Raw genomic sequence first — 23,614 nt, forward strand, 5'->3', positions numbered from 1 at the left:
CACGAAGTGGGAAAACGTAATACTCAAAAGATTGAACGTAAGAATTTAAACTTAAGAACATGGATTAAGCGACTGACACGAAAAACAATTTGTTTTTCAAAGTCAGAAAAAATGCATGATATTGTCACTGGTTTATTGATTAACAAAATCGAATTCGGTGTGGACATTCATGCTTAACGACAAATTCGATCCACCACCATTTTTTCAATAGTTGGGTAAATGATAAATTGACATACATTCCTGATCACCGATTTATACTTTTCCAATTAATAGCACAAGTACATTTGACTTATAAACATGCCAAAATTAGTTTTTTTCTATCTGCTGATTACTTTTATTCCATATGACTTAACGACTATGGACTGAAAAACAAACAGTACCTATATAAAATTTTGCACAACATCGTGAATCCAGCGGATTGCCAAAGGCTACATATCAACAACCCGCTTTTATATAAATTTTATAAAATTAATTTTGAGGAAATATTTCGGCTCTCCCCTGATAAGTAATAATACATTCACTGCAATTTGGAAAACTTATATGAATAATTTTGCCATCATCCAGCTTTATCTCAATTATTCCTGTTTGGACATTTCCATTATCGCATTGTGTAAAATTTGAAACATTAACATCGTAACGATTATTATTTTCATCCGAAATTATGCCTAACACGCTATAACCCGAACTTGCCGAACCTTCAATTTCGGCTTCTGAAAAAACATACTCTTCACCATTAGAGTCTTCATATAACGATGATGATGTGCACACTGCTTGTTTATCTTTTTCTTTAATGCAAGTTTCATTTTCAGAAATTATGCCCGAAGGATAGAAAGGTATATTTGACTGGTAACTTATATTGTATCTATATATGAATGAATACTCACTATCTGATGGGTAGCTCAAATCATACAAAAAAGTACCGTTGAATATTATATTATTCCCATTCTCACCTGTGCAATAGTCTTGGTAGTCTAATGTAACTTTGGTTGAAAAAGGAAATATTTGCTCTTCATTATCAGGCCTTGTCACAGTGGTACTTGTAGTCAATAGCCCTCCACAGTCACCAATTTCTGTTTCTGTTTCAACTGCTCGAATAGACTCTAAACCCATTCGTTGCATCTCAATTTTTTCATCGTTCTGACCACTTGTCCTTGAACTTCTCAATGATATCGGTGATGTTTCAGATGCTATTGCTCTTTTTACGATTTCGGTTGTGGCATAAGAAATATTTTCTGCATACTTACCAACAGAAGATTCCTCATGAGATGTGTTAGTGGTAGGTTCCGAGGAAGAGCCTCCTCCTCCACAAGCAGTTAAAAATAAAATAGCCACTAAGCAAGGTATTTTTTTGAACATGTTTTTATTCCTTGTAATAATTAAGAAGGTAAACCGCCGGCTTTGTCGGAGACATTTAACTTTAAGATGCATAACGCCAATGGAGAATTTTGTTAGGCTTTTTTGATAAAACTACTTATAGCCTATTTATTGAGTTTTTTCTTTTCTGCATGATCTCATTATTAGGAAATTTTAGCTTTCCTTTGCCTCATTGAAGCAGCAAAAAAAACCAAGTATAGGCCAATTAAAATATCAACGGCTCCACAAAGTTCAGGCCACCATTGAGGTGTGCCAAGGTTATAAAAAAATGAATTATGTGCTACGTCATATACTGCATGAGCAATGTAACCAATAGCCAAAAGTAACAGCCCCATAAAACTATTTAACTTATATGCCATGTAGGCTATTGCGAAAAAAACGAAACCAATAATTACTTCGATTGCTAAAGCATCATAATCTGAAGCATATACAGCAAACACCCAGTAGTACACAGGAAATGTTGCGAGAACTACTGAATACGCCCATTTTTTATTCTCTAATCTCATTTTTCGAAATCTGATTACCAGATAAATTGCGATAACAATTCCAATGGCTAAAGCGTATAAATTCATATTTTTTGCCTAACACCATGCTCATGACGCTTTGCCACGTCCAATGGAGCATTTTTAGAAGCGACTTCACGCATGCAACTAAATAATAAAAACCACTACCAAAACCAACTCTAAAACTAAACCCAAGACTAAAATACCAAAATTAGATTTCTTGTTCTTTGGGTCAGAAGAACCGATATTTTCTACTCGACGTACTACTGGCGTTGGTTCTATAAACTTTCGGAACTCATTTATATGTTTTATTTCTCTAGGATCAATACTCTCACCAGTTGTAGTGTTAATCATGTTTCCAGAAACACCAACTAGCCTAAAAGTTCTAGGTTCATTCCGAAGCCTACAATGCCCTTTAAAATAAACTAAGCCAGCATCCTCCCAAGCTGTACTAACGTTCACTATCCTTGTCGTTTTTACATTCTCTTTATTTTTATAATCGAATTGAATATCTGCTCCTGTCAAATCAATTTTCTTAGGCGGAGTCCTTTCCTTAGAATCTGAGTACGTCGTAGATTATGACAGCTACCCACTACAAATCACATAGAGCCATAATCTCTGAGATCGTATAAATCTGTACAGTCCTTTATTTTTACCGACCCTTTGGTGAGAGGCAATCTTTTGGCTTTAAATTTTGCCAAGCTTCTAACAGTTGAACTATACGGAATCTGTCAGAGTTCACTGTCGCACAGGCAGATTAGAGCTGTCGCGGCCGAACCTGGTCATAAATCCTGAACAAGCAGTTTAGCACCGAGAGTTCCAAACAGCTCATTAAACGCTGGGCTTGTCTTCTGGGCCAGCACCTTGAATCCGTTGCGTTCAAATGCTTTCTGACCTGGCTCATTACCAATCAAACACAGGGTCTGCGTCCGTTTAAAGCCTCTCTTCCGCCCCTCTTCAAGGGTGTGCTCAAACAGGCGATCAAGCAACCCTTTGCCACGAAATTTCGGCAGGACGGCAACGTTTTCAATTCCCCAGGTATCGGGTAGATCTTCAGGAAACCCTAACGCTGCAATCGTGAGGCGGTTGCGGATTCCGGCCAGACGTGTTTCGGAGTAGTTGAACTCTTGTTTCGCAACATCAAGCTCCAACTCAGCCAAAACGGGGGAGCTCTCAGTTAATGGTGCGAACCCACACATGGCAGCAGCCACCACCCCGTCCACCTCGGCAATCCAGAACTTTGAAACGTAGGACCAAGGCAGGGCTGGGATTTGAGACATGCGCTCCAACAATATTCGGGTTCGTGCTTCGGGTTCATGGAAAATCACGCTCCAAGGCGACTCGGCGAGGTGAGAGCGCGCAGCCGTAAACATCACCCAACCAAGGAAAGGGATGTCTTTGTTTCGCGCGGGTCGAATCTTCACTTGCATCATGTTTCCTGATGGACGTTTTAGCACACCCGTTGGAGAATTTTGTTATAAGCGCCTTTCTTTGTGATGCCATATTCGCAGAATATGCACTTCGTTGGAATGCACTAAATAACGCACAATATAATGACCCATAATCAGATCTCGAATCATTTCAGGGTCAGGAGCCTCTTCAACTTCAACACCCATAAGCGGAAAAGTTTTTAGTTGTTGTATTTTGTTCCTTATGGTTTCGGCAACTCGTTGTGCTGCTTGTGGATTTTTATTCTCTATAAACTCTCTCAAGCGAATCAAGTCTCTAATAGCTTCAGGCGTGTATGTGATTTTCATGTTTTTGGTGGCTTAAGCTCATTCGTTGTTCCCCAACTCTCAAGCCACTTATTTACACTCGCTTCTTCGACTAATTTGCCTGTTTTCACTGACTCAATAGCACCAAGGGTTTCAGCCCATCGCTGCTCACCAGTGCTTTTACGTTCTATGAACTCTTTAATGGCCTGATTTATTAGGTAATTTTTACTTCTATCTAGCTTTACAGACAAATTTTCAAGAGGACTTTCTATTTCAGGTTGCAATCTAATACTTGTAACACCCATGACTTCACCTATATTAGTAATGATTTGTATTACATTGTATCTTGATGTTTATGGAAGCTCAATGTTTGGCATGAGCTTATAACGTCGTGAATCCGCTGGAGCACTTTTAATAATTATAAGAGTGTATGATATAGATTTTGGAGTCTGTTTATGACTGGGGTTTTTGTAACAGGTACGGATACTGACATTGGAAAAACATGGGTGAGTGCAGGGTTGATGGTGGCACTCAAAAAACAAGGGCGGTGTGTGGCTGGAATGAAGCCCGTTGCATCTGGGTGTAAACCATTGCCTGAGGGCTTGCGTAACGAGGATGCAGGCTTATTAATGGAGCAGGCTTCACAAAAGTTTCTCTATGAGAATGTAAATCCTTTTGCTTTTGTCCCTGCAATAGCGCCTCATTTGGCGGCATCTGATGTTGGTGAGGTTATTTCTTGCGAAAAAATAATGCAACATTATCGTTGTCTTGAATCTCAGGCAGATTATGTAGTGGTTGAGGGGGTCGGTGGGTGGAAAGTGCCCTTGAATGATCAGGAGACAGTGGCTGATCTAGCGCATACATTGGCATTGCCAGTGATATTGGTTGTTGGTATTCGTTTGGGCTGTATTAATCATGCGCTTTTGAGTTATGAAGCGATTATTCGTGATGGGTTAAATGTCGTGGGCTGGGTGGCTAACAGTATTGAAGAAAGTTCTTTGAGATTTAATGAAAATATTGAAGCCATCAGGCAGCGTATCAAAGCTCCTTTGCTGGGTGTTGTGCCCTGGATGGATCAGTTGAATGTTGAGTGTGTTGCTGATTGCCTGGATGTGGCGATTTTACAAAAAGGGTAGAAGACAGCAATCACTGGTTGCTGTCTGCGGTTTGAATTATGCTTCCAGCATATTTAGCCTGATTTTTTTCATCGCATTTTTTTCCAGCTGTCGAATGCGCTCAGCGGATACTTGGTATTTCTCAGACAGCTCTTGCAGTGTTGTTTTTTGATCAGTTAACCAGCGCCGACCTAAAATATCACGGCTACGCTCATCCAGCTTACTGAGAGCACGATACAGTTTATCTGTATGGTGTGACTTCCAGTCATCATGCTCAAGCAGAGCGGCAGGCTCTTGTGAGCTGTCTTGTAGGTAAGAGGCGGGTGCTGTGTGAGTGTCTTCGTTATCGTTGGTTGAGGGATCAAATGAAGTGTCCTGTCCACTCATACGAGATTCCATTTCGACAACAACCTCAGGTGAAACCCCTAGGTCTTTAGCCACTGTATTAATCTCTTCCTGATTAAACCAACCTAAACGCTTTTTTGACTTGCGTAAATTAAAGAACAGTTTGCGCTGTGCTTTAGTGGTCGCAACTTTTACAATACGCCAGTTTCGTAATATGAACTCATGAATTTCAGCACGAATCCAGTGCACGGCAAAAGAGATCAAGCGTACATCCATGCTGGGGTCAAAGCGCTTAACGGCCTTCATCAAACCAATATTCCCTTCCTGGATTAAGTCTGCTTGAGACAGCCCGTAACCACTATAGCTGCGAGCAATATGTGCAACGAAGCGCAGGTGAGACATAATCAGGCGACGCGCCGCTTCCAGATCGTTATCTTTTTGTAAACGTAACGCCAGTACTTTTTCTTCTTCAGAACTGAGCACTTGAATGTGAGATATTTTTCTTAAATAGGCATCCAGGCTATCTGCTGAAAGGGGTTGTGTCATTGGCATATATTGGTTCACAGAATGGTATTCCTTTTTCACTAATTCTAATAGGGTGTGTTCAAAAAACAGCTTCTGTAACACTCTTTGAACATTTCAGGCTTGAAAAATAATGGGTTAATCTTGACGGCTTTAATAAGATTCGTCTTTAAATTTATTATATTTATATGTTAACACTCGAACAGTAAGAGTGCACATTCTTGGGTAAAGTTCAGTTTTTAGCTAGGTTCAATTTCTCGTAAATGGCGGCCAACTGCCAGCCATGAACCAAGCCACCCCAGTAGTGCACTGATAATAAGTAGTTTGAGTGAGGTTGTAAAATCCAGAGCATGAAGTATAAATGCGCTGTCATAAAGCAGTGACAGGCGCTCGACAGGGGCGCTGAGCAGCCCGAAGGAACTTGTGACCAGTAACCAGGCAATAATGCCTCCTGATAAACCATACCAAAGCCCACTATAAAGAAAGGGGCGACGAATAAAAGCGTCTGTTGCGCCAATGAGTTTGGTGATTTCAATTTCGTCACGGCGATTGTTGATTGCGAGGCGTATTGTATTTCCAACAACAAGAGGAACAGACATTGCCAGTAGTGCGGCAAGTATCAAAACGCCTCGCTGGCTGGTTTCCAATAGAGCATTCAAGCGTTTAATCCATTGCATATCAAGCCGTACGCTTTCAACTTCGGGTGCTGTTTCCAGTTGCTCTAGCAGCGAACCTATGACTTCAGGTGTGGCAAAGCGATCAATCGGATTAATGACCAACACACTGGGTAACGGGTTTTCATCCAGCACTTCAAGTGCAGTATTGAAACCTGCATATTGACGAAACTCTTGGAGTGCTTCTTGTGGAGAAATATGCTCTATTGATTCAATCTCTTGCATTTTTTGAAGGCGGCTGGAGAGTTGCTGAGCCTGCTTTTCATTGATCTGTTTTTTTAGGAAAAGTGATATTTGGGTGACATCATCCATGGATGAGCTGACTTGTTGTACATTTTTTAGTAATACATAAAAGCCTGTGGGTAATGCGAGAGCGATGCCAATGACTGCGGCAGTCAGCAAGCTGGCGAATGGTTGGCGGCATATTTGCCCCAGTGTATAAAAAAAGACTTGAAGGTGACGGAGTAACCAGGGTAATAATGATGCTTTTTTTATAACTTGGGTAATTGATGTGCTGTTTGAGCGGCGTTCACGAAGGTTGTGCTGATTTTTTCCTTGCTTTTGCACTTTTGTGTTGCGACGCTCTGGGCTGTTTTTTCGGTGCGTTCTATTTTGTGAGCTTTTTTTGATCATTCTGCTGCAACCTGTGAATTATAGATCAGCTTGCCATGCTCCAGAGTTAATACACGTTGTTTCATCTGCTTGACTAATTCAAGATCATGGGTGGCGATCAATACGGAAACGCCCACTTGGTTGAATTGTTGAAACAGGTTCATGATCTCTTTTGAAAGTTCTGGGTCGAGGTTGCCTGTGGGTTCATCCGCGAGTAAAACGGGGGGTTTGTGAACCACTGCGCGTGCGATGCCGACACGTTGCTGTTCACCACCTGAAAGTGTAATCGGATAAAGTTTTTCTTTGCTCAGGAGTCCAACTTTGTCGAGTGCGCCTCTGACTCGGCTGGTGATATCGTGTTGATGTTGGCCTGCGACGATGAGTGGTAAGGCAACATTATCGAACACAGTGCGGTCATAAAGCAGTTTGTGGTTTTGAAAAATAACACCAATATCTCGCCGGTGATGAGCAATTCCACGACGGCTGATGCGTGATAGATTCTTGTTATTAACCATAATTTGCCCGCCGCTGGCACGTTCAATCAGGGCGATCAGCTTCATGATAGTCGATTTTCCTGCACCAGAATGACCTGTTAGAAAAGCCATCTCTCCTGTATCAAGCTGGAAACTGATATTTTCCAGGGCAATATGGCCGCTGGTGTAGCGTTTACTGACATTATCAAATTGAATCATTGTGCGTTATTTTTCAAACAGGGCATCTACAAATTCTGCCGCATTAAATTCACGTAAATCATCAATACTTTCACCGATACCAATAAAGCGGATGGGTAAGCCTGTTTTCTTGGCGATTGCAAAAATAATCCCCCCTTTTGCTGTGCCATCCAATTTGGTTAAAGTGATTCCAGTCAGCCCGATCGCGCTATTAAATTGCTCAGCTTGTGCAAGTGCGTTTTGGCCTGTTCCAGCATCAATAATCAACATGACTTCGTGTGGTGCGGCTGGGTCTATTTTGCCCATGACGCGCTTGATTTTTTTCAACTCCTCCATGAGGTTGGATTGAGTGTGCAGCCGTCCAGCCGTATCAGCAATCAGTACATCAATATTGCGTGCCTGGGCTGCTTGTAACCCATCAAATGCGACGGCAGCGGGATCTGTTGCACCCGCAATGACAGGAATATCATTGCGTTCCCCCCAAACTTGTAACTGCTCAACGGCCGCCGCACGAAAAGTATCACCTGCGGAGAGCATTACAGAAAGCCCCTGAGCCTGAAAACGTTTTGCCAGCTTGCCAATTGTGGTGGTTTTTCCTGCACCATTAATGCCGGTCATTAGAATGACAAATGGTTTGCCCGTTTTTGGAATCACGAGGGGTTGGCTGCTCGGTTCAAGAAGGCTCTGCATGTTTTCACGCAGTGCAATCATGAGCGATTCAGGATCTTTGAGTTGCTTACGAGCCAGCCGTTTTGTGAGTTCATCAATGATCGCGCCCGTCGCATCAATGCCAACATCCGCGCTCAGTAATAAATCTTCAATCTCTTCAAATAACTCATCATCAATCGTTTTTTTACCCAGCACTAAACTGGAAAGGCTGTCAGTGAGCCCTGAACGTGTGCGGGTTAAGCCACCTTTAAGGCGCGACCATAAACCACTTTTTTCAGGTTTTTCCTGTACAACTTGTATTGCTTGTTCAGGGGGAAGTTCGGGTATTTTATCAGTCGATTTATTCTTTATGAAACCAAACATATTTTTTGAGTCTCACTGTGCATTGTTTTATTTAGTCGGATGTAATTAAATAGGCTCTATCCTATCATTTTATAGATAAATATGGGCAAGAATACGCATCCAATGTAAAAACTGATCTCTTTTTATTAGTCAGGGTAGAGTATAAAAGATTCGATATCATCAGGGTGAATATCGGCTTCCGAAACAGCCTTGCCTGAAACAGATATTCCAGCTTCATGAACGGATGCTGAGCTCTTTGAAATGAGAGGGTGCCATGCGGGAAGAGGCTTGCTTTCAAACAGCAAACGATAGGCGCAGCTCTCTGGAAGCCAAGGGTGGTCGGCAATGTTGTTTGCTGTTAAGGTCAAGCAGTCGGCAACATGTTGGGTGCGTGTTTCATAATGTTTGCAGTGGCACCGCTCTGTATCAAGTAGTTTGCAGGCGACGCGAGTGTAAAAAACATCCCCTGTTTCATGGTCTTCCAGCTTGTGCAGACAGCATAAGCCACAGCCATCACAAAGTGACTCCCACTCTTCAGTTGAAAGTTCTGTGAGAGCTTTGCTTTGCCAAAAATTGTTCATGAAGTTAGTGTAATGGTTGTTCGCCATCCTGTACTTTGTAGTGCTTCATCCACCACTCTTCAGCATTTTTGGTGGCTTCATCAATCTCATTTTGTTTGAGCAGAGCACTCAACTTTATTCTAGGGTCACCTTCTTGTAAGCCTTGATGTTCACTGTCATTCCAGACCGCAGCGATGGTGTACCACATATAGGCTGTCTTTATATTTTTAGTGACACCCTGCCCATTTTGATAGAGTGCGGCCAGCCTGTTTTGTGCACCAATATGATTATTTTGAGCGGCCTGTAAATACCAGTGGGCTGCTTTTTCATAGTCTTGGGGCAGGCCTGTTCCTGTTTCAAAAAGGTGAGCTAAGTTGGCTTGGGCATATGTATCTTTTTGCTGTGCGGCTTTTTGTAACCATTTTGCAGCTTCAGTTGGCTGCGCCTGAACTCCGAGCCCTTCTTTGTATATATATCCTAATTTGCTTTGTGCAATCGCATAGCCTGTTTGAGCTGCTTTTTTATACAAGTCAAGGCTTGACTTCATATTTTTAGTCACACCAATGCCTTGACTGTACATATGGGCGAGGGCTGTTTGTGCTCGGGCATCGCCCTGATCTGCGGATACACTGAGTAGTTGCAATGCACGTTTTGGATCGGCCTTGATAAAATCACCAAACAGATATTGAATTCCAAGTTCGGTATGGGCATGTTGGTTGCCTGCTTTCACTTGCCTTTCCAGTGTTTGTATTAATTTTTGTCGATCCGCTGTAACGGGGTCTGCATCGGGTGGTGGCGCTGCAAATGTATATTGCCCTGCAATCAATAGTGCTGTCAGGGCGAGTGTCCGTTTAAATTTCATGCGGTATCCTTTTGTATTCTTAAGGTGATATATTCAGGCTTTTACTGGCGATTTCATAAACATCTTTGGAAAGGTTATCGGTCTTGATTACTCTTTCTAATTCTATTTTCATCAAAGCTTGGCGGTTTTTATCGTATCGATGCCAGCGAGTCAATGCCCCCAGCAGTCGTGCCGCAATTTGAGGATTGATGTTATTCAATTCAATCACTTTATCGGCAAGGAATTGGTAGCCTTGGCCGTCAGCACGATGAAAGTGAATTGGGTTGCTATTGCAAAATGCGCTGATCAATGATCGAACTCTGTTAGGGTTTTTGATGTCGAATGCTGCATGGGTCATTAAGCGTAGAATATTATTAAAAGTATTTTTCAGGCTTGAAACGGCTTGAAGTGTGAACCATTTATCCAGTACGAGTGCTTCATTACGCCATTTGATAAAAAATGTATTGAGTGCAATTTTTCGTTCTGGGCAGTCACGCTGAGTAAGCGCACTGAGTGCGGCAATCGCATCAGTCATGTTTTTTGCCTGAGAAAATTGCTGACAACAAAGTTTGATGATTTTTTTGTCACCTGACTGCATTAAATAATCAAGAGCACAATTTTTGATTTTTCGCTGAGAAATGGCTTGTGTGTCGTTTTTATAGGAGCCGTCGTCACTGTTGTTTTGATAGATGGAAAGCAGTGTATCTTTCAGCTCACGAGCCAATGTCTGCTTTAAAAACTGACGGCAGTGATGAATTGCATCGACATCAATGGTGGCCATCTGCTCGCCCAGATAGGTTTCTGAGGGCAGTGTGATGATCTCAGTAATGAGTGCTTTATCAAGAGTCTCATTATTGATTGTTTTGGCAATGGCATCAATCAAGCCTTCAGGCAGTGTGAGCGCTTGACTACTATTATATTGTTCGATCAGATTTAAAATTGTTTTGGTAAAAAGCTGTTGGCCAGCCTCCCAGCGATTGAAGGTGTCTTGGTCATGTGTCAGCAAAAATATGAGATCTTCATCGCTTAAGTTGCTATTGAGTTTGACAGGAGCGGAGAATCCTCGGAGTAGTGATGGGGTGGGGTGCTCTGGAATATTTATAAAGTGAAACTGATTTTCATGGTCATGCAGCTCTAATAATCGAGTCGTTTGGGGTGATGTTTTATTATCATTATCACTTTCTAGTTGAAGGGGTAAGTCATTGCCATCTTTGTCCAGTAAACCGACAGCAACGGGAATATGTAAAGGGGGTTTATTGTTTTGACCGGGGGTGTCAGGGCAAGATTGTTTGATGTTTAACGTAAACTTCTGCGCGGTAGCATCATAGTCGCTTGTTATATCGAGCTGTGGTGTGCCGGAAATTTCATACCACCGCTTAAAATGCTCAAGATCAATGCTGCTGGCATCTTCCATTGCTGTTACAAAATTTTCTATCGTCACAGCCTGGCCATCGTGGCGTTCAAAGTAGAGGTCAATTCCTTGGCGAAATTTTTGTTTGCCCAGCAGTGTGTGCATCATGCGAATCAACTCAGAGCCTTTTTCATAGATGGTCATCGTATAAAAATTACTGATCTCTATGTATGAGCTGGGGCGTACTGGGTGTGCCATTGGTCCGGCATCTTCAGTAAATTGCCATAAACGTAACATCCGTACATCGTTGATGCGCTTGACAGCTCGGCAGCCCATGTCAGCAGAGAATTGCTGGTCACGAAAAACAGTTAGGCCTTCTTTAAGGCTGAGCTGAAACCAGTCACGACAGGTGACTCGATTACCTGTCCAGTTGTGAAAATATTCATGTGCAATGACCGCTTCAATGCGTTCATAATCGTTATCAGTGGCAGTTTCGGGTTTGGCTAAAATGCATTTGGTATTAAATATATTGAGTCCTTTATTTTCCATTGCACCCATATTGAAGTGACCCACGGCGACAATCATGTAGATATCAAGATCGTATTCAAGACCAAAAGTTTCTTCATCCCATTTCATCGAATTTTTTAATGATTGCATGGCGTGATCGCACTTGTCGGCATCGTGCGCTTCAACAAAAATATGCAGATCAATCACTCGGCCTGAGCAAGTGGTGAATTGGTCTTCGATCTTGACGAGGTCACCTGCGACCATCGCAAATAGATAGCAGGGTTTTGGAAATGGGTCATGCCATGTTGCCCAGTGACGACCATTTTCTAATTCACCATGATCTGTTTTGTTGCCATTTGATAGCAGAACGGGGTAGCGCTTTTTATCTGCCACAATGGTTGTTGTATAAACCGCCATGACATCGGGACGATCCAGGAAGTAAGTGATTTTACGGAAACCCTCAGCTTCACATTGGGTGCAAAACATACCGTTTGATTTATATAGGCCTTCAAGGGATGTGTTGTTTTGAGGCTGAATTGAGGTCTCTATTTCAAGGGTGAATGTATCCGGTAGCTGTGTAATGGTTAGCTGCCCGTTATCTATTTGGTATCTATTTGATTCTAAGGGTTGATCATCTAATATGATGCGACATAACTCCATCGTCTGACCCATGAGTTGTAGTGACCGTTGATGTTCGCCATTACGCGTTAGAGTGAGTTTGGATGTCACTCTTGTGGAATGTTCTTTGAGATCAAAATGAAGGTGAACTGAATGAATGAGGTAGTCAGGTTGCTTATAGTCTTTGAGGTAAGTGGTGTGGGGTTTTCTATTCGTCATTCTTTATCCCTTGATCGTCATCAACTTTTGGTTACTCTATCAGTTTTAATCTGTAATGGTCGAAAATAGTTATTGTATAAAAATAAACTTTAATGTGACATTGCCCATGATTTTTATCCTGTTTTAGAGTAGAGTTATGCAACGGGGCTCCGCAGGGTGTTTGATAGCGGTCGGTAGATCTAGTATCTGTCGGTCAAGCAATTGAGTTCAAAGTATAATAATAAGCATATGAAAGATAGATTAACAATAACCATTACAGACGTTAATGGGTCTAAACACTACACTACGCATAAAATTGCTCAAAAGCTGGCTTTATACTTGGCTTCATTTCTTTTTGTCGTGATTGCGATTGGCATAACGATGATTTTGGTTTTGCAGAGTGAAGTGTCTGCTATGGAAGATAAAAAAGTTGAAATTCAGCAGGAAGTTGCACAGTTATTGAATGAAAATACAGGTCTGAAGCTTAATGTTGCTGATAAAGCTGAAGAGCTGGATGTGTTGAGTTTGAAGTTGGACGATATTGAAGAGATGGTTGGGCTCAAGTATCAAGGGCATCTTGATGTTGCAAGCCGTATTGAATTGGCTAGCCTGACATCTGCGGAAAAAGCGGTTGTATTTCAAAATATACCGAGTGGTTCTCCTTTGGGTGAGACGATCGTCACGAGCCATTTTGGTAAAAGAATTCACCCTCTTTCAGGTGTCGAAGAGAAGCACGGTGGTGTTGATTTACGCGCAAAAATGAATACGGAAGTTTTTTCAACAGCTGATGGGGTGGTGGAATACGCTGCGCCTCATAAACAGAGTGGTTATGGAAAGCTACTTATTATTAGCCATAATTATGGGTTTAAGACATTTTATGGGCATTTGAACGGATTCGAAGTTAAGCAGGGTGATTTCATTCAAAAAGGTGATTTGGTTGCACTGAGTGGGAATAGCGGGAAAAGCAGTGCTCCTCACCTTCATTATGAAATTAGGTATATTCAAAGGCGAGCTGATCCCATGAGCTTTATTCAATGGGATATGCAATCTTATGAATCCATTTTTTCCAAGGAGAAGTACATAAAATGGCCATCTTTAGTTCAAGCAATCACACGACCAATGTTTCAGTTGCCGCAACAGTTATTGCAAACGGCACAAAAATAAAAGGTGAGATCAATATTGAGTGCAACCTTCATTTAGATGGGGAGTTTGACGGGACTGTTCGATCAAACGGTGTCATTACGATTGGCAAGGATGGTGTTGCAGCGGGAGAATTTCATGCGAATTCGATTATCGTCAGTGGGCAATTAAATGGAACATTAACAGCCGAGACTGTAGAGATACTCGCTTCAGGAAAGGTGGCTGCTAAAGTCGTTGCCAAAGACTTTACGATTGAAAAAGGTGGGATCTTCGAAGGAGAAGCACTGATAAAGTCTGATGAAGTATCACTAAGGGAAAATCTAGCCAAATTAAAAGATAGTTCAGTGGTCGCGGAGAAAAAGCTAAAAGCGATTTAGGCACGCACACGAAATATTCTGAGCAGTTTTTTAACTCAGTGATCTTCCAATATCAGAGATGGGTGCCACTAAGAGCATTTTAAGTAGTTGCAGAAAAATAATGGCTACAATCGGTGAAAGGTCCAGACCTGATATTGGCGGAATGATGCGACGCGCTCGCCCCATAATAGGCTCTGTCAAGCTGTAGAGCAGACCTGTTATCGGGTTGTTTGTTTGTGGGCTGACCCAGCTCAGAACAACCTGTATTAAAATGGCAAATAGAAAAATATTGATGGTCAGCGATAGTAAATCGGCAAAAGCCATAATAGATAGGCCAGTGATCGCTGGAATTACGCCGTGCCCTAGTGTGCTTGTCAGTGCTATTTCAGCGATTGTGAGCAGATAAGCTAAAACAACAGCGGCCATATCAACCCCTAGAAACCCAGGTACTATGCGCCTTAATGGCAACAGCGGTGGATTGGTTGCTTTGACCAAAAACTGTGAAAATGGGTTGTAAAAATCAGCGCGTACGCATTGAAGCAGAAAGCGTAGCATGATGATTAGAATATAAAGCCCGAATAGGGTGTGAATTAAAAAAACACCTGAGTTTGAAAGGTATTCCACTGAATTTAATCTCCTAGTATTTTTGCGAGCTCAATGGATCGTGTGTGGGCTGCTTTAAGAGCGTTATCAAACACGGCAAAAATTTCTCCGTCAATTAATGTATTTATTGCTTGCTCTGTTGTGCCGCCTGGTGAGGTGACATGTGCACGTAATGTTTCACAGTTTTCGTCACTTTCCAGTGCCATTTTTGCTGCACCGAATGCTGTCTGTAGCGTGAGTAAGCGTGCTGTTTCCTGAGTTAATCCAAGGTTGACTCCTGATTTTTCTATGGCTTCCATGATAAGAAAAAAATAAGCAGGGCCACTGCCGGATACTGCAGTGACTGCATTCATCTGCTCTTCATTGTCAACCCATAAAGTCAAGCCGACGGCACGCATAATTGATTCCGCCTGGTTGCGTTGCTCTGTCGAAGTATGGGTGTTGGCGTAAAGTGCTGTCGCACCACTTTGAACGAATGCTGGCGTGTTGGGCATCGCTCTGACGATTGGGTGGTGATTGCCAAGCCATTTGTTTATATCAGCTTCTTTAATGCCAGCAGCAATTGATACAATAAGTGCTTTTGATGTGCTTAGAGTTTTTTCAAGCGTTTGTGCAGCAGATTTGAATATCTGTGGTTTTACAGCAAATACAACAATATCAGCGTGCTGGGCGGCGGTTTCATTTGAGTTTGTGGTGTTGATTCCTGGGAAGTTGACATGAAGCGCAGCAATCCGCTCATTATCCGGATCTGAAACATATATTTTTTTTGGAGAGTAGCCATCGCTAAGTAAGCCACCAATCAGGCTGCAAGCCATGTTGCCGCCGCCAATAAATGTAATTTTTATATTTTTCATAAGCTAAGGGTTGTGAGTTTTATGTATTCAAGATAGGCCTGTTTTTGTACCTTTCTCATGCGTTGTTCAAGAGGGTGGTATAGCATGGCGATGTGTCGTCTGTTTGAACGCGCTTGCCCCCAAGGGCATGCCATAATCATGTGACAATTTTGGATGTTATTGCATTCTTGATCTTAAAGATACAAGTTTGTTGCAGTGAGTGCTATTAATTTTTTTGTTTTTAATCTCGACGGCCAAACAGGGCTGTACCAATACGAACAATTGTTGCGCCCTCTGCGATTGCGGCTTCAAAATTTCCAGACATGCCCATTGAGAGCGTGTCGAGTAAATAGCCGTTTTTAATGAGCGTCTGTTGCAAGCTTTTTAGTTGGCGAAAAGATTTGCGTTGATTCTCTCTATTTTTTGTGGCCTCTGGGATAGCCATTAAACCACGCAACCGTATGTTTGGCATGAGTGATAATGCTTCGACCATTGGAAATAACTCTTCAGGGTGTATGCCGGACTTGCTTTTTTCATGGCTCATATTAATCTGTAAACAGATATTGAGAGGTTTTAACTCTGTAGGGCGCTGATCATTAAGGCGTTGTGCGATTTTAATGCGATCAACACTGTGCACCCAGGAAAAATGAGTCGCAATGGCTCGGGTTTTATTTGATTGGATCGGGCCAGTGAAGTGCCATTCGATATCGTAATTTGCAAGTGCTCGAATCTTCGGTAAGGCATCTTGCAAATAGCTCTCACCAAAGAGGCGCTGCCCCGCATTAAATGCTGTCAATACTGCGCTGGTGGGCTTGGTTTTACTTATGGCGAGTAAAGAAACCGAGCCAAGAGGGCGGTTGTAGCGCTTTTCTGCGACATTAATGCGTTGTCTGACCTGATTTAGGCGAGCTGTAATCGTATTCATAGATTAGCTTGTTTATATCATTCGTTGCTTTTTTTGTCGATCATAATTGTTCAAGTTATTTCGTGCGTGGTTCCATGGGCGCAAATTGTCCGCGTGATGTATAATTACGCCAAATTGAATTTGGGATGTGTGGTTTTAATGTTGAAAGTGACTGGGCTGGAGTGTGTTCGTGGTGACCGTCAGCTGTTTTCATCGCTCGATTTTTCTTTGGAAGCTGGCGAGCTATTGCATGTTCATGGGCATAATGGCAGTGGTAAAACAACGTTGCTGCGTACACTTTGTGGTTTGTTAACCCCTTCTCAAGGTGAAATACTTTGGGGTGAAAAGAGCATTCACTCTCTTGGTGATGAATATCGTAAGGACGTGGCCTATTTTGGCCATAATAATGGCATTAAAGATGATTTGACGGGTGTTGAAAACCTGCATGTGTTATCCATTATGGACGGTGTAGACTCCGATAAAAACCGAGAGTGGGGCGCACTTAAAGAGATGGGTTTGTCGGGCTATGAAGATCTGCCGACCGGAATGCTCTCCCAAGGGCAAAAAAAACGCGTTGCACTTGCACGCCTACTACTCAGCAAATCTCTACTATGGATATTGGACGAACCTTTTACCGCTTTGGATAAGGCGGCTGTTGATCACTTGCAAGGAGTGATTAGCTCACATTTGGGGAGTGGCGGTCTGGTGGTTTTGACGACGCATCAAGATGTTCGGCTTACTTCCGGCCAAACTCGTCAACTTCAGCTGGGGTCATAACAGATGTTTGCTGCATTCCAGTGTGTGATTCGACGTGATTTATTGTTGGCTCTGCGTCGTCGCTCAGATATTTTTACGACTCTTTTCTTTTTTATTATTGTTGTCAGCCTGTTTCCTTTAGGTGTTGGGCCTGATGCTGATATTTTGCGTCTGATTGCCCCAGGAATTATGTGGGTTGCTGCGCTCTTGGCTTCAATGTTGGCGCTTGAGCGATTGTTTGCAAATGACTATGCTGATGGCTCACTTGAGCAGATGATGTTGACTCCTCAGCCACTGTTTCTTTTGGTGTTAGGTAAAGTGATCGCGCACTGGTTGGTGACGGGTTTGCCTCTGGTATTAATTGCGCCTTTATTAGGTGTTCAATATGATCTTTCTAGTGAAGGCATCACAGTTCTTTTGTTGACATTGTTGCTGGGAACTCCCGTTTTAAGTCTGATTGGGGCGATTGGTGCAGCACTGACATTGGGTGTGCGTGGAGGTGGAGTGCTTGTTTCATTGCTGGTGTTGCCTCTCTATATTCCTGTGTTAATCTTCGGTGCAGGTGCCGTTGAAGCGAGTGTTTCAGGTCTTGGTGCAGAGGGGCATATTTATTTGTTAGGTGCTATTTTGATCATGGCTTTATGTTTTGCGCCTTTGGCTGCAGCGGCTGCTTTGCGAATTTCGATGGAATAAGTATGGCACTTTTTGGTTTTTAAGCACTCTATATTAGTTTTTTTGGATAAAGTATGGCTTCAGGCTCAATAAATTGGTTTAAATATTCAGCGCCTTCTAACTTTTATGTGTTGGCTGGGCGCATTGTTCCATGGGCTGCGCTGCTTGCTGTTGTATTGGGGGTGGCAGGGCTTTATCTTAGCTTTTTTGTCGCACCCACCGACTTTCGGCAAGGCGAAGGTTATCGTATTATTTTTATTCATGTGCCTGCAGCCTGGATGTCAATGTTCATTTATCTCGTAATGGCCTGTTGGGCGGCAGTCGGCCTTGTTATGAACACGCGAGTGTCATACATGATGGTGACTGCGTTGGCACCGACAGGGGCGATGTTTACTTTTATCGCGTTATGGAGCGGTGCCCTTTGGGGAAAACCGATGTGGGGGACTTGGTGGGTATGGGATGCGCGTTTGACTTCTGAGCTGATTCTATTGTTTCTTTATATTGGTTTTATGGCATTACAGTCATCAATTAGTGATTCGCGCCGCGCGGATCGGGCGGGTGCTTTGCTTATATTGGTTGGTGTGGTGAATATTCCGATTATTTATTACTCTGTGAAGTGGTGGAATACGCTGCATCAAGGGGCATCCATCAGCTTGAATGCTGCGCCGACAATGGCTTTAATCATGTTCTGGACATTGATTGTAATGACGCTGGCATGTTGGGCTTACACAATTGCAGTGGTCTATGCACGGGCACGTTGCATTGTGCTTGAACGTGAGCGTAATACAACCTGGGTGAAAGAGTTGGTTGGAGGAAAACAGCATGACTGAATTTTTTGCGATGGGCGGTTATGCCTTTTATGTGTGGGGATCGTTTGGTGTATTTGCATTATGTGTATTGATAGAAGTAGTCGCTGTACGCCAGCGTAAGCGAACTATTTTTCAAAGGTTAGGTCGTATGATTCGTTTAGAGGTAGAGGTGAAAAATGAAAAATAGGCATAAACGTTTGATCTTTGTGTTGGCTGGTTTAGCTGGTTTAGCTGTTGCGGCAACACTGGTATTTAAAGCGCTTGATTCAAATTTATCCTACTTTTTTTCACCGACCGAAGTGGCTGCGGGAAGTGCACCAAAGGATAGTGTGTTTCGTTTGGGTGGTATTGTTGAAGTCGGCAGTGTCCAGCAGACTGGTGAAGGTCTAACGGTGCATTTTAGTGTAACGGATAATGCAAATAGCATCATGATCAGTTATACCGGTATTTTACCTGACCTGTTTGAAGAGGGGCAGGGTGTGATTACGCAAGGTAAATTAGGTGAGGGTGGTCTATTTTATGCAGATGAAGTACTTGCAAAGCATGATGAAACCTACATGCCTCCTGAGGTTGCGGATGCACTGGAAGAAAGCAAGAAAAAACTGGAGAGTAATGACTTATGATTCCTGAAATTGGAAACTTTGCATTAATATTGGCGCTTTGTCTGGCTTTGATTCAGGGGACATTGCCATTAATTGGTGCGGCAACGGGTCGAAGGGTCTGGATGAATTTGGGACGATCGACTGTATTAGGGCAATTTTTGATGGTTTCCATTGCGTTTGTCTGTCTGACGTATGCTTTTATTGTTAATGATTTTTCTGTTTTATATGCGGCAATGAACTCTAATTCACAGTTGCCTCTGCAGTATCGTATTGCAGCCGTTTGGGGCGGTCATGAAGGGTCGTTGTTACTGTGGGCTTTGCTATTGGCTGCCTGGGCTTTAGCTGTCAGCATGTTCAGTCGTAGCTTACCTGAGGAAATGGTCGCGCGCGTGTTAGGTGTTATGGGTCTTCTTAGCGTGGGTTTTTTGCTGTTTGTATTGTTGACATCCAATCCATTTGAGCGCTTGCTGCCTGCCGCATTGGATGGTCGTGATCTGAATCCATTGTTACAAGACCCTGGTCTGATCTTTCACCCTCCTATGCTCTATATGGGCTATGTCGGTTTTTCTGTCGCATTTTCCTTTGCTATCGCTGCGCTTCTCGGTGGAAAACTGGATGCATCCTGGGCGCGTTGGTCTCGCCCTTGGACAACCATTGCGTGGGTTTTTCTGACTTTTGGTGTTGGTTTGGGCAGTTGGTGGGCCTATTACGAGCTAGGTTGGGGCGGCTGGTGGTTCTGGGATCCTGTTGAAAACTCTTCATTCATGCCTTGGTTGGTGGGGACTGCATTAATCCATTCACTGGCGGTCACTGAAAAACGAGGCTGCTTTAGAAACTGGACTATTTTGTTAGCGATTCTTACATTCTCCTTGAGTCTGTTGGGAGCTTTTTTGGTACGTTCTGGCGTGCTAACTTCTGTGCATGCGTTCGCAACCGATCCTGAACGCGGTGTTTTCATTCTTGGATTTCTTGTTACTGTCATTGGAACTTCGTTAGCACTTTATGCTTGGCGTGCTCCTAAAGTAGGTATGGGGGGAGCTTTTCATTGGTCGTCACGCGAAACCATGTTGTTGACAAATAATGTGTTGTTGGTTGTTGTGGCAGGAATGGTGCTGTTAGGAACACTGTACCCACTACTATTAGATGCATTGAATTTAGGAAAAATATCAGTTGGCCCTCCCTATTTTGACGCAGTGTTTGTGCCATTAATGCTACCACTGGTTTTTCTATGCGGTTTAGGTTCACTGGTACGCTGGAAACATGACAACCTGGCTGAGTTGATGATTCGCTTGCGCTGGGTGTTTATTTTGAGCTTGCTGCTCTCTATTGTGATCCCTTTTATGATGGGGCACTTTTCAATCATGGTCTGTTTGGGGTTGTTGGTTGCAATCTGGGTGATTACAACAACGTTTTACGGTCTATGGCAACGTATTGTTGGGCGCTCTGGGAATCGTAGTTTTGTTGCTGGATTTCGTAGCTTAACAGCCTCTTATCTCGGTATGGTATTAGCTCATATTGGTGTGGCCATTGGTGTCATTGGTATAACCTTGGTTTCAGGTTATGAGATTGAGAAGGATGTACGCATGGATATAGGTGATACGCTCACAATGGGAGGGTATGAGTTTAAGTTTGAAGGTATCGAAAATATTGAAGGGCCGAATTACAGTGCGAGTCGCGGCTTAATTCAAGTGAGTGAGAATGGAGAGGTATTGACTATGTTGCATCCTGAAAAGCGTATTTATAATGTTCAAACAATGCCGATGACGGAAGCTGCCATTGATTCAAGTATTTTTAGGGATCTTTATGTCTCTATGGGTGATTCATTAGGCGGAACGGCTTGGGCTGTACGAGTCTATTACAAACCTTTTATCAGCTGGTTGTGGATGGGTTGTTTTTTGATGGGACTGGGTGGCCTCTTGGCGGTGAGTGATCGCCGATACCGGCTGGCTCAACGCAAAAACAAAAAAAAGGTTGTTGTGCCAGAAATGGGTATGGCTGAAGGAGTGAAAAGTTAATGAAGTCTTCAATGCGATACCTGCTTCCTCTGGCTCTATTCTTAGGTGTCGTTGTTTTTTTATTTAAAGGCTTGTCGTTAAATCCACGTGAAGTTCCTTCACCACTTGTGAATAAGGCTGCCCCCGATTTTGATATGCCACAACTGCATAACTCTGAGGCTCGATTTTCTAAAGAAGAGATGCTCGGTAAGGTGTGGCTTTTGAATGTGTGGGCATCTTGGTGCGTGTCGTGCCGACAAGAACATCCTGTTTTGATGGAGTTGCAACGGCAAAATATTTTACCAATTTATGGATTGAACTATAAAGATACGCAGCAAGATGGTATTCGTTGGTTGCGTGAGTTTGGTAATCCATATGTGCTGAGTGGGCAGGATCCTGAAGGGAAAGTGGGCTTTGATTATGGGGTGTATGGTGTGCCAGAAACTTATCTTGTTGATAAAGAAGGTATTATTCGTCATAAATTTATCGGGCCAGTTGTGCCTGATGATATCGAACAAATAATTAAACCGATGGTACAGGAGCTCTCTTTATGACAAAGCAGCGTATCTTAATGAGTTGCTCGTTCGTGCTCTCTTTTTGTTTTTTATGGTCTTCAGTCGCTTTTGCAAAAGAGGCAACGCCTCTGGTTGATGATCCTGTCTTGGAGGTGCGTGTTATGGCGCTATCTGAAGAGTTGCGTTGTTTGGTTTGTCAAAATCAAACAATCGCTGACTCTGATGCTGATTTAGCGGTTGATATGCGTGATGAAGTACGTAATAAGATGAAGGAGGGGTGGAGTGACCAACAAATTGTTGACTATCTGGTTGATCGTTATGGGAACTTTGTACGTTACAATCCGCCCCTAAATGTAACAACGTTTCTCTTATGGTTTGGCCCCGCACTATTTTTAGTTTTGGGGGCGGTGTTATTGTTTTATAGTTTACGTAATCGGCGCAAGCAAGCGACAGTCACGACACCGTTGTCCGAACAGGATCAACAGCGAGCACAAGCGTTGCTGAATGAAGAGGAAGATAAAAAATGATGTGGTTGTTTGGTTTTATTGCAACACTTTTAGTTGTTGTCGCGTTACTGTTTACTGTGCTTCCTTTGCTTCGTTCTAGCCCTGATAAAGTGGGTTTGGAAAGACGAGCACTTAATATCTCTGTTTATAAAGATCAGATGACTGAGCTGGAAGCAGACTTGGAGCAAGGTGTATTAACTGAATCAGAAAAACAGACGGCTCGTAACGAACTGGAAAGTCGTTTGCTGGATGACGTTGAGCAAAGTGATGAGGTTGCCATTGCTGAAAATAATCAGCCATCGAAAAAAACAGCGATTATTTTAGCAGTGGCGGTGCCTATTCTAGCTATTTATCTGTATCAATTCATAGGCAATCCCGATGGAATGGAGCCGCAGTCACAGAAAGTCGTTGGTGAATCGGCTGAAGGGGACCATAGTGTGACCGCCGATCAAATTGAAGTAATGGTGACGGGTCTTGCTGAAAAATTAAAAGAAAATCCAAATGATCTGGATGGTTGGGTGATGTTGGCTCGTTCTTATAGTGCGTTACAGCGTTACGATCGCGCATCATTTGCATTTGCAGAGGCGACTAAACTTTCACCGACTGATCCTAATTTGCTGGTGGATTATGCTGATGCGCTGGCAATGGCTAATAATGAAAGTTTGGAAGGTTCGCCGATGAGCCTAGTGCAACGTGCTTTGGAAATTAACCCTAACCATCAGAAAGGTTTGTGGCTAATGGGAACAGGTGCGTTTGATCAAGGTGATTTTCAGGGCGCAGTGCAATACTGGCGTAAACTTGAAGCTTTAATGGCTCCAGGTTCGCAAGGTGCGAACTCTATTGCAGGCAGTATTGCTCAAGCTGAGCAATATATTGTAAAAAATGGTGGCCAGGTTCAACCCAGTGAAACACAAGCCCAAGCCGCTCCAGTGGTGGGAGGCGCTTTTATAGAAGGCTCCGTGACAATTTCTTCTGAATTGGAAAAATTAATGGGTGAAAATTCGGTGCTGTTTGTTTTCGCAAAACCTGTCGATGGATCACGTGTGCCCGTTGCTGTTTTTAGAAAGCCACTCACAGACTTACCTATTGATTTTCGACTGGATGATACAATGTCATTGATGCCTTCAGCACGCCTGTCTAATCATCAAAAAGTCGAGATTGTTGCACGTATTTCAAAAAGTGGTGACGCTGTACCTGCTTCAGGTGATCTTGAGGGGAGCAGTAATGCGGTGGCTGTCGGTGTTGATGGTATTAATATCGTAATTAATAAGGTGATCCCCTGACTCTTCGATGTCTGTTTCTTGTTA

The 23,614-nt window shown here is 42.9% G+C and carries 29 protein-coding genes; 13 read left to right on the top strand and 16 right to left on the bottom strand.

Annotated elements, in window-relative coordinates; genetic code table 11:
* On the top strand, positions 1–177 hold a 177-nt coding region (locus tag L3J70_01110; protein MCF6234972.1), incomplete at its 5' end, for an IS1 family transposase.
* A gap of 291 nt (positions 178–468) precedes the next feature.
* On the opposite strand, the gene L3J70_01115 is transcribed toward L3J70_01110, so the two are convergent.
* From L3J70_01115 to L3J70_01140, 6 genes are all read right to left on the bottom strand, one after another.
* Positions 469–1,356, bottom strand: coding sequence for a hypothetical protein (locus tag L3J70_01115; protein ID MCF6234973.1), 888 nt, complete (start codon positions 1,354–1,356; stop codon positions 469–471).
* A gap of 161 nt (positions 1,357–1,517) precedes the next feature.
* A complete protein-coding gene (locus L3J70_01120) occupies positions 1,518–1,946 on the bottom strand; it encodes a hypothetical protein (GenBank protein ID MCF6234974.1) in 429 nt (142 codons plus the stop codon).
* A 78-nt stretch (positions 1,947–2,024) separates the two neighbouring features.
* Positions 2,025–2,402, bottom strand: coding sequence for a WYL domain-containing protein (locus tag L3J70_01125; GenBank protein MCF6234975.1), 378 nt, complete (start codon positions 2,400–2,402; stop codon positions 2,025–2,027).
* A 257-nt stretch (positions 2,403–2,659) separates the two neighbouring features.
* A complete protein-coding gene (locus tag L3J70_01130; protein MCF6234976.1) occupies positions 2,660–3,088 on the bottom strand; it encodes a GNAT family N-acetyltransferase in 429 nt (142 codons plus the stop codon).
* A 264-nt stretch (positions 3,089–3,352) separates the two neighbouring features.
* The gene (locus tag L3J70_01135; protein MCF6234977.1) at positions 3,353–3,634 is read right to left on the bottom strand and encodes a type II toxin-antitoxin system RelE/ParE family toxin; all 282 of its coding nucleotides are present in this window, start codon (positions 3,632–3,634) and stop codon (positions 3,353–3,355) included.
* Positions 3,631–3,897: a transcriptional regulator gene (locus L3J70_01140; GenBank protein MCF6234978.1), complete on the bottom strand. Its 267-nt coding sequence runs from the start codon at positions 3,895–3,897 to the stop codon at positions 3,631–3,633. Before L3J70_01140 ends, L3J70_01135 begins: the two co-directional genes overlap by 4 nt.
* Positions 3,898–4,047: 150 nt before the next feature.
* On the opposite strand from L3J70_01140, the gene bioD reads away from it, so the two are divergent.
* Positions 4,048–4,728: a dethiobiotin synthase gene (gene bioD / locus L3J70_01145; GenBank protein ID MCF6234979.1), complete on the top strand. Its 681-nt coding sequence runs from the start codon at positions 4,048–4,050 to the stop codon at positions 4,726–4,728.
* Between the two features lie 36 nt (positions 4,729–4,764).
* Here the strand turns inward: bioD and rpoH are convergent, their stop codons facing one another.
* The 7 genes from rpoH to pepN form a co-directional block, all read right to left on the bottom strand.
* Positions 4,765–5,604 carry an RNA polymerase sigma factor RpoH gene (gene rpoH, locus L3J70_01150; protein ID MCF6234980.1) on the bottom strand — a complete coding sequence of 280 codons (840 nt, stop codon included), beginning with the start codon at positions 5,602–5,604 and terminating at the stop codon, positions 4,765–4,767.
* Positions 5,605–5,813: 209 nt separating this feature from the next.
* Positions 5,814–6,881 carry a permease-like cell division protein FtsX gene (gene ftsX, locus L3J70_01155; protein ID MCF6234981.1) on the bottom strand — a complete coding sequence of 356 codons (1,068 nt, stop codon included), beginning with the start codon at positions 6,879–6,881 and terminating at the stop codon, positions 5,814–5,816.
* The gene (ftsE, locus tag L3J70_01160; protein MCF6234982.1) at positions 6,878–7,552 is read right to left on the bottom strand and encodes a cell division ATP-binding protein FtsE; all 675 of its coding nucleotides are present in this window, start codon (positions 7,550–7,552) and stop codon (positions 6,878–6,880) included. Before ftsE ends, ftsX begins: the two co-directional genes overlap by 4 nt.
* Positions 7,553–7,558: 6 nt before the next feature.
* Entirely contained in the window at positions 7,559–8,563 is a 1,005-nt protein-coding gene (ftsY, locus tag L3J70_01165) for a signal recognition particle-docking protein FtsY (protein ID MCF6234983.1), read from the bottom strand.
* Positions 8,564–8,688: 125 nt separating this feature from the next.
* Positions 8,689–9,123 (bottom strand): YcgN family cysteine cluster protein, encoded by a 435-nt coding sequence (locus tag L3J70_01170; protein ID MCF6234984.1) that lies wholly within the window; start codon positions 9,121–9,123, stop codon positions 8,689–8,691.
* A gap of 4 nt (positions 9,124–9,127) precedes the next feature.
* Positions 9,128–9,964, bottom strand: a complete 837-nt coding sequence (locus L3J70_01175; GenBank protein ID MCF6234985.1) for a sel1 repeat family protein — start codon at positions 9,962–9,964, stop codon at positions 9,128–9,130.
* A 19-nt stretch (positions 9,965–9,983) separates the two neighbouring features.
* On the bottom strand, positions 9,984–12,638 hold the full coding sequence (pepN, locus tag L3J70_01180) for an aminopeptidase N (GenBank protein ID MCF6234986.1): 2,655 nt from the start codon (positions 12,636–12,638) through the stop codon (positions 9,984–9,986).
* A gap of 228 nt (positions 12,639–12,866) precedes the next feature.
* On the opposite strand from pepN, the gene L3J70_01185 reads away from it, so the two are divergent.
* Together L3J70_01185 and L3J70_01190 are read left to right on the top strand one after the other, a co-directional pair.
* Entirely contained in the window at positions 12,867–13,781 is a 915-nt protein-coding gene (locus L3J70_01185; protein MCF6234987.1) for a peptidoglycan DD-metalloendopeptidase family protein, read from the top strand.
* Positions 13,703–14,134, top strand: a complete 432-nt coding sequence (locus L3J70_01190; protein MCF6234988.1) for a polymer-forming cytoskeletal protein — start codon at positions 13,703–13,705, stop codon at positions 14,132–14,134. The genes L3J70_01185 and L3J70_01190 overlap by 79 nt, the downstream gene beginning before the upstream one ends.
* A 30-nt stretch (positions 14,135–14,164) precedes the next feature.
* On the opposite strand, the gene L3J70_01195 is transcribed toward L3J70_01190, so the two are convergent.
* The 3 genes from L3J70_01195 to L3J70_01205 form a co-directional block, all read right to left on the bottom strand.
* Complete coding sequence (locus tag L3J70_01195) at positions 14,165–14,737, bottom strand: YggT family protein (GenBank protein MCF6234989.1); 573 nt, start codon at positions 14,735–14,737, stop codon at positions 14,165–14,167.
* 5 nt (positions 14,738–14,742) lie between these two features.
* Complete coding sequence (proC, locus tag L3J70_01200; GenBank protein MCF6234990.1) at positions 14,743–15,570, bottom strand: pyrroline-5-carboxylate reductase; 828 nt, start codon at positions 15,568–15,570, stop codon at positions 14,743–14,745.
* 220 nt (positions 15,571–15,790) lie between these two features.
* Entirely contained in the window at positions 15,791–16,474 is a 684-nt protein-coding gene (locus L3J70_01205; protein MCF6234991.1) for a YggS family pyridoxal phosphate-dependent enzyme, read from the bottom strand.
* Positions 16,475–16,612: 138 nt separating this feature from the next.
* On the opposite strand from L3J70_01205, the gene ccmA reads away from it, so the two are divergent.
* Genes ccmA through ccmI form a run of 9 tightly spaced genes read left to right on the top strand, consistent with a single transcriptional unit; the run spans position 16,613 to position 23,590 of the window.
* Positions 16,613–17,230: a cytochrome c biogenesis heme-transporting ATPase CcmA gene (gene ccmA, locus L3J70_01210; protein MCF6234992.1), complete on the top strand. Its 618-nt coding sequence runs from the start codon at positions 16,613–16,615 to the stop codon at positions 17,228–17,230.
* Between the two features lie 3 nt (positions 17,231–17,233).
* On the top strand, positions 17,234–17,902 hold the full coding sequence (gene ccmB, locus L3J70_01215; GenBank protein ID MCF6234993.1) for a heme exporter protein CcmB: 669 nt from the start codon (positions 17,234–17,236) through the stop codon (positions 17,900–17,902).
* 53 nt (positions 17,903–17,955) lie between these two features.
* Positions 17,956–18,711: a heme ABC transporter permease CcmC gene (gene ccmC / locus L3J70_01220; protein ID MCF6234994.1), complete on the top strand. Its 756-nt coding sequence runs from the start codon at positions 17,956–17,958 to the stop codon at positions 18,709–18,711.
* The gene (gene ccmD, locus L3J70_01225) at positions 18,704–18,877 is read left to right on the top strand and encodes a heme exporter protein CcmD (GenBank protein ID MCF6234995.1); all 174 of its coding nucleotides are present in this window, start codon (positions 18,704–18,706) and stop codon (positions 18,875–18,877) included. Before ccmC ends, ccmD begins: the two co-directional genes overlap by 8 nt.
* Positions 18,867–19,313, top strand: coding sequence for a cytochrome c maturation protein CcmE (gene ccmE / locus L3J70_01230; GenBank protein MCF6234996.1), 447 nt, complete (start codon positions 18,867–18,869; stop codon positions 19,311–19,313). Before ccmD ends, ccmE begins: the two co-directional genes overlap by 11 nt.
* Positions 19,310–21,307 (top strand): heme lyase CcmF/NrfE family subunit, encoded by a 1,998-nt coding sequence (locus L3J70_01235; GenBank protein ID MCF6234997.1) that lies wholly within the window; start codon positions 19,310–19,312, stop codon positions 21,305–21,307. Before ccmE ends, L3J70_01235 begins: the two co-directional genes overlap by 4 nt.
* The gene (locus L3J70_01240) at positions 21,307–21,840 is read left to right on the top strand and encodes a DsbE family thiol:disulfide interchange protein (protein ID MCF6234998.1); all 534 of its coding nucleotides are present in this window, start codon (positions 21,307–21,309) and stop codon (positions 21,838–21,840) included. Before L3J70_01235 ends, L3J70_01240 begins: the two co-directional genes overlap by 1 nt.
* Positions 21,837–22,328: a cytochrome c-type biogenesis protein CcmH gene (locus L3J70_01245; protein ID MCF6234999.1), complete on the top strand. Its 492-nt coding sequence runs from the start codon at positions 21,837–21,839 to the stop codon at positions 22,326–22,328. The genes L3J70_01240 and L3J70_01245 overlap by 4 nt, the downstream gene beginning before the upstream one ends.
* Positions 22,325–23,590 carry a c-type cytochrome biogenesis protein CcmI gene (gene ccmI, locus L3J70_01250; GenBank protein MCF6235000.1) on the top strand — a complete coding sequence of 422 codons (1,266 nt, stop codon included), beginning with the start codon at positions 22,325–22,327 and terminating at the stop codon, positions 23,588–23,590. Before L3J70_01245 ends, ccmI begins: the two co-directional genes overlap by 4 nt.
* Positions 23,591–23,614 lie beyond the last annotated feature (24 nt).

Source organism: Gammaproteobacteria bacterium (assembly GCA_021648145.1).
Classification (GTDB): domain Bacteria; phylum Pseudomonadota; class Gammaproteobacteria; order JAADGQ01; family JAADGQ01; genus S141-38.

Excerpts from the sequence above, each read along its gene's own strand:
- L3J70_01140 (MCF6234978.1), bottom strand. The coding sequence starts at position 3,897 with ATGGGTGTTACAAGTATTAGATTGCAACCTGAAATAGAAAGTCCTCTT.
- L3J70_01205 (MCF6234991.1), bottom strand. The coding sequence starts at position 16,474 with ATGAATACGATTACAGCTCGCCTAAATCAGGTCAGACAACGCATTAAT.
- L3J70_01175 (MCF6234985.1), bottom strand. The coding sequence starts at position 9,964 with ATGAAATTTAAACGGACACTCGCCCTGACAGCACTATTGATTGCAGGG.
- ccmA (MCF6234992.1), top strand. The coding sequence starts at position 16,613 with ATGTTGAAAGTGACTGGGCTGGAGTGTGTTCGTGGTGACCGTCAGCTG.
- L3J70_01120 (MCF6234974.1), bottom strand. The coding sequence starts at position 1,946 with ATGAATTTATACGCTTTAGCCATTGGAATTGTTATCGCAATTTATCTG.
- L3J70_01135 (MCF6234977.1), bottom strand. The coding sequence starts at position 3,634 with ATGAAAATCACATACACGCCTGAAGCTATTAGAGACTTGATTCGCTTG.
- rpoH (MCF6234980.1), bottom strand. The coding sequence starts at position 5,604 with ATGCCAATGACACAACCCCTTTCAGCAGATAGCCTGGATGCCTATTTA.
- ftsY (MCF6234983.1), bottom strand. The coding sequence starts at position 8,563 with ATGTTTGGTTTCATAAAGAATAAATCGACTGATAAAATACCCGAACTT.
- L3J70_01115 (MCF6234973.1), bottom strand. The coding sequence starts at position 1,356 with ATGTTCAAAAAAATACCTTGCTTAGTGGCTATTTTATTTTTAACTGCT.
- L3J70_01240 (MCF6234998.1), top strand. The coding sequence starts at position 21,307 with ATGAAGTCTTCAATGCGATACCTGCTTCCTCTGGCTCTATTCTTAGGT.
- proC (MCF6234990.1), bottom strand. The coding sequence starts at position 15,570 with ATGAAAAATATAAAAATTACATTTATTGGCGGCGGCAACATGGCTTGC.
- ftsE (MCF6234982.1), bottom strand. The coding sequence starts at position 7,552 with ATGATTCAATTTGATAATGTCAGTAAACGCTACACCAGCGGCCATATT.
- ccmD (MCF6234995.1), top strand. The coding sequence starts at position 18,704 with ATGACTGAATTTTTTGCGATGGGCGGTTATGCCTTTTATGTGTGGGGA.
- L3J70_01245 (MCF6234999.1), top strand. The coding sequence starts at position 21,837 with ATGACAAAGCAGCGTATCTTAATGAGTTGCTCGTTCGTGCTCTCTTTT.
- pepN (MCF6234986.1), bottom strand. The coding sequence starts at position 12,638 with ATGACGAATAGAAAACCCCACACCACTTACCTCAAAGACTATAAGCAA.
- L3J70_01190 (MCF6234988.1), top strand. The coding sequence starts at position 13,703 with ATGGCCATCTTTAGTTCAAGCAATCACACGACCAATGTTTCAGTTGCC.
- ftsX (MCF6234981.1), bottom strand. The coding sequence starts at position 6,881 with ATGATCAAAAAAAGCTCACAAAATAGAACGCACCGAAAAAACAGCCCA.
- bioD (MCF6234979.1), top strand. The coding sequence starts at position 4,048 with ATGACTGGGGTTTTTGTAACAGGTACGGATACTGACATTGGAAAAACA.
- L3J70_01170 (MCF6234984.1), bottom strand. The coding sequence starts at position 9,123 with ATGAACAATTTTTGGCAAAGCAAAGCTCTCACAGAACTTTCAACTGAA.
- L3J70_01235 (MCF6234997.1), top strand. The coding sequence starts at position 19,310 with ATGATTCCTGAAATTGGAAACTTTGCATTAATATTGGCGCTTTGTCTG.
- ccmI (MCF6235000.1), top strand. The coding sequence starts at position 22,325 with ATGATGTGGTTGTTTGGTTTTATTGCAACACTTTTAGTTGTTGTCGCG.
- ccmE (MCF6234996.1), top strand. The coding sequence starts at position 18,867 with ATGAAAAATAGGCATAAACGTTTGATCTTTGTGTTGGCTGGTTTAGCT.
- ccmC (MCF6234994.1), top strand. The coding sequence starts at position 17,956 with ATGGCTTCAGGCTCAATAAATTGGTTTAAATATTCAGCGCCTTCTAAC.
- ccmB (MCF6234993.1), top strand. The coding sequence starts at position 17,234 with ATGTTTGCTGCATTCCAGTGTGTGATTCGACGTGATTTATTGTTGGCT.
- L3J70_01185 (MCF6234987.1), top strand. The coding sequence starts at position 12,867 with ATGAAAGATAGATTAACAATAACCATTACAGACGTTAATGGGTCTAAA.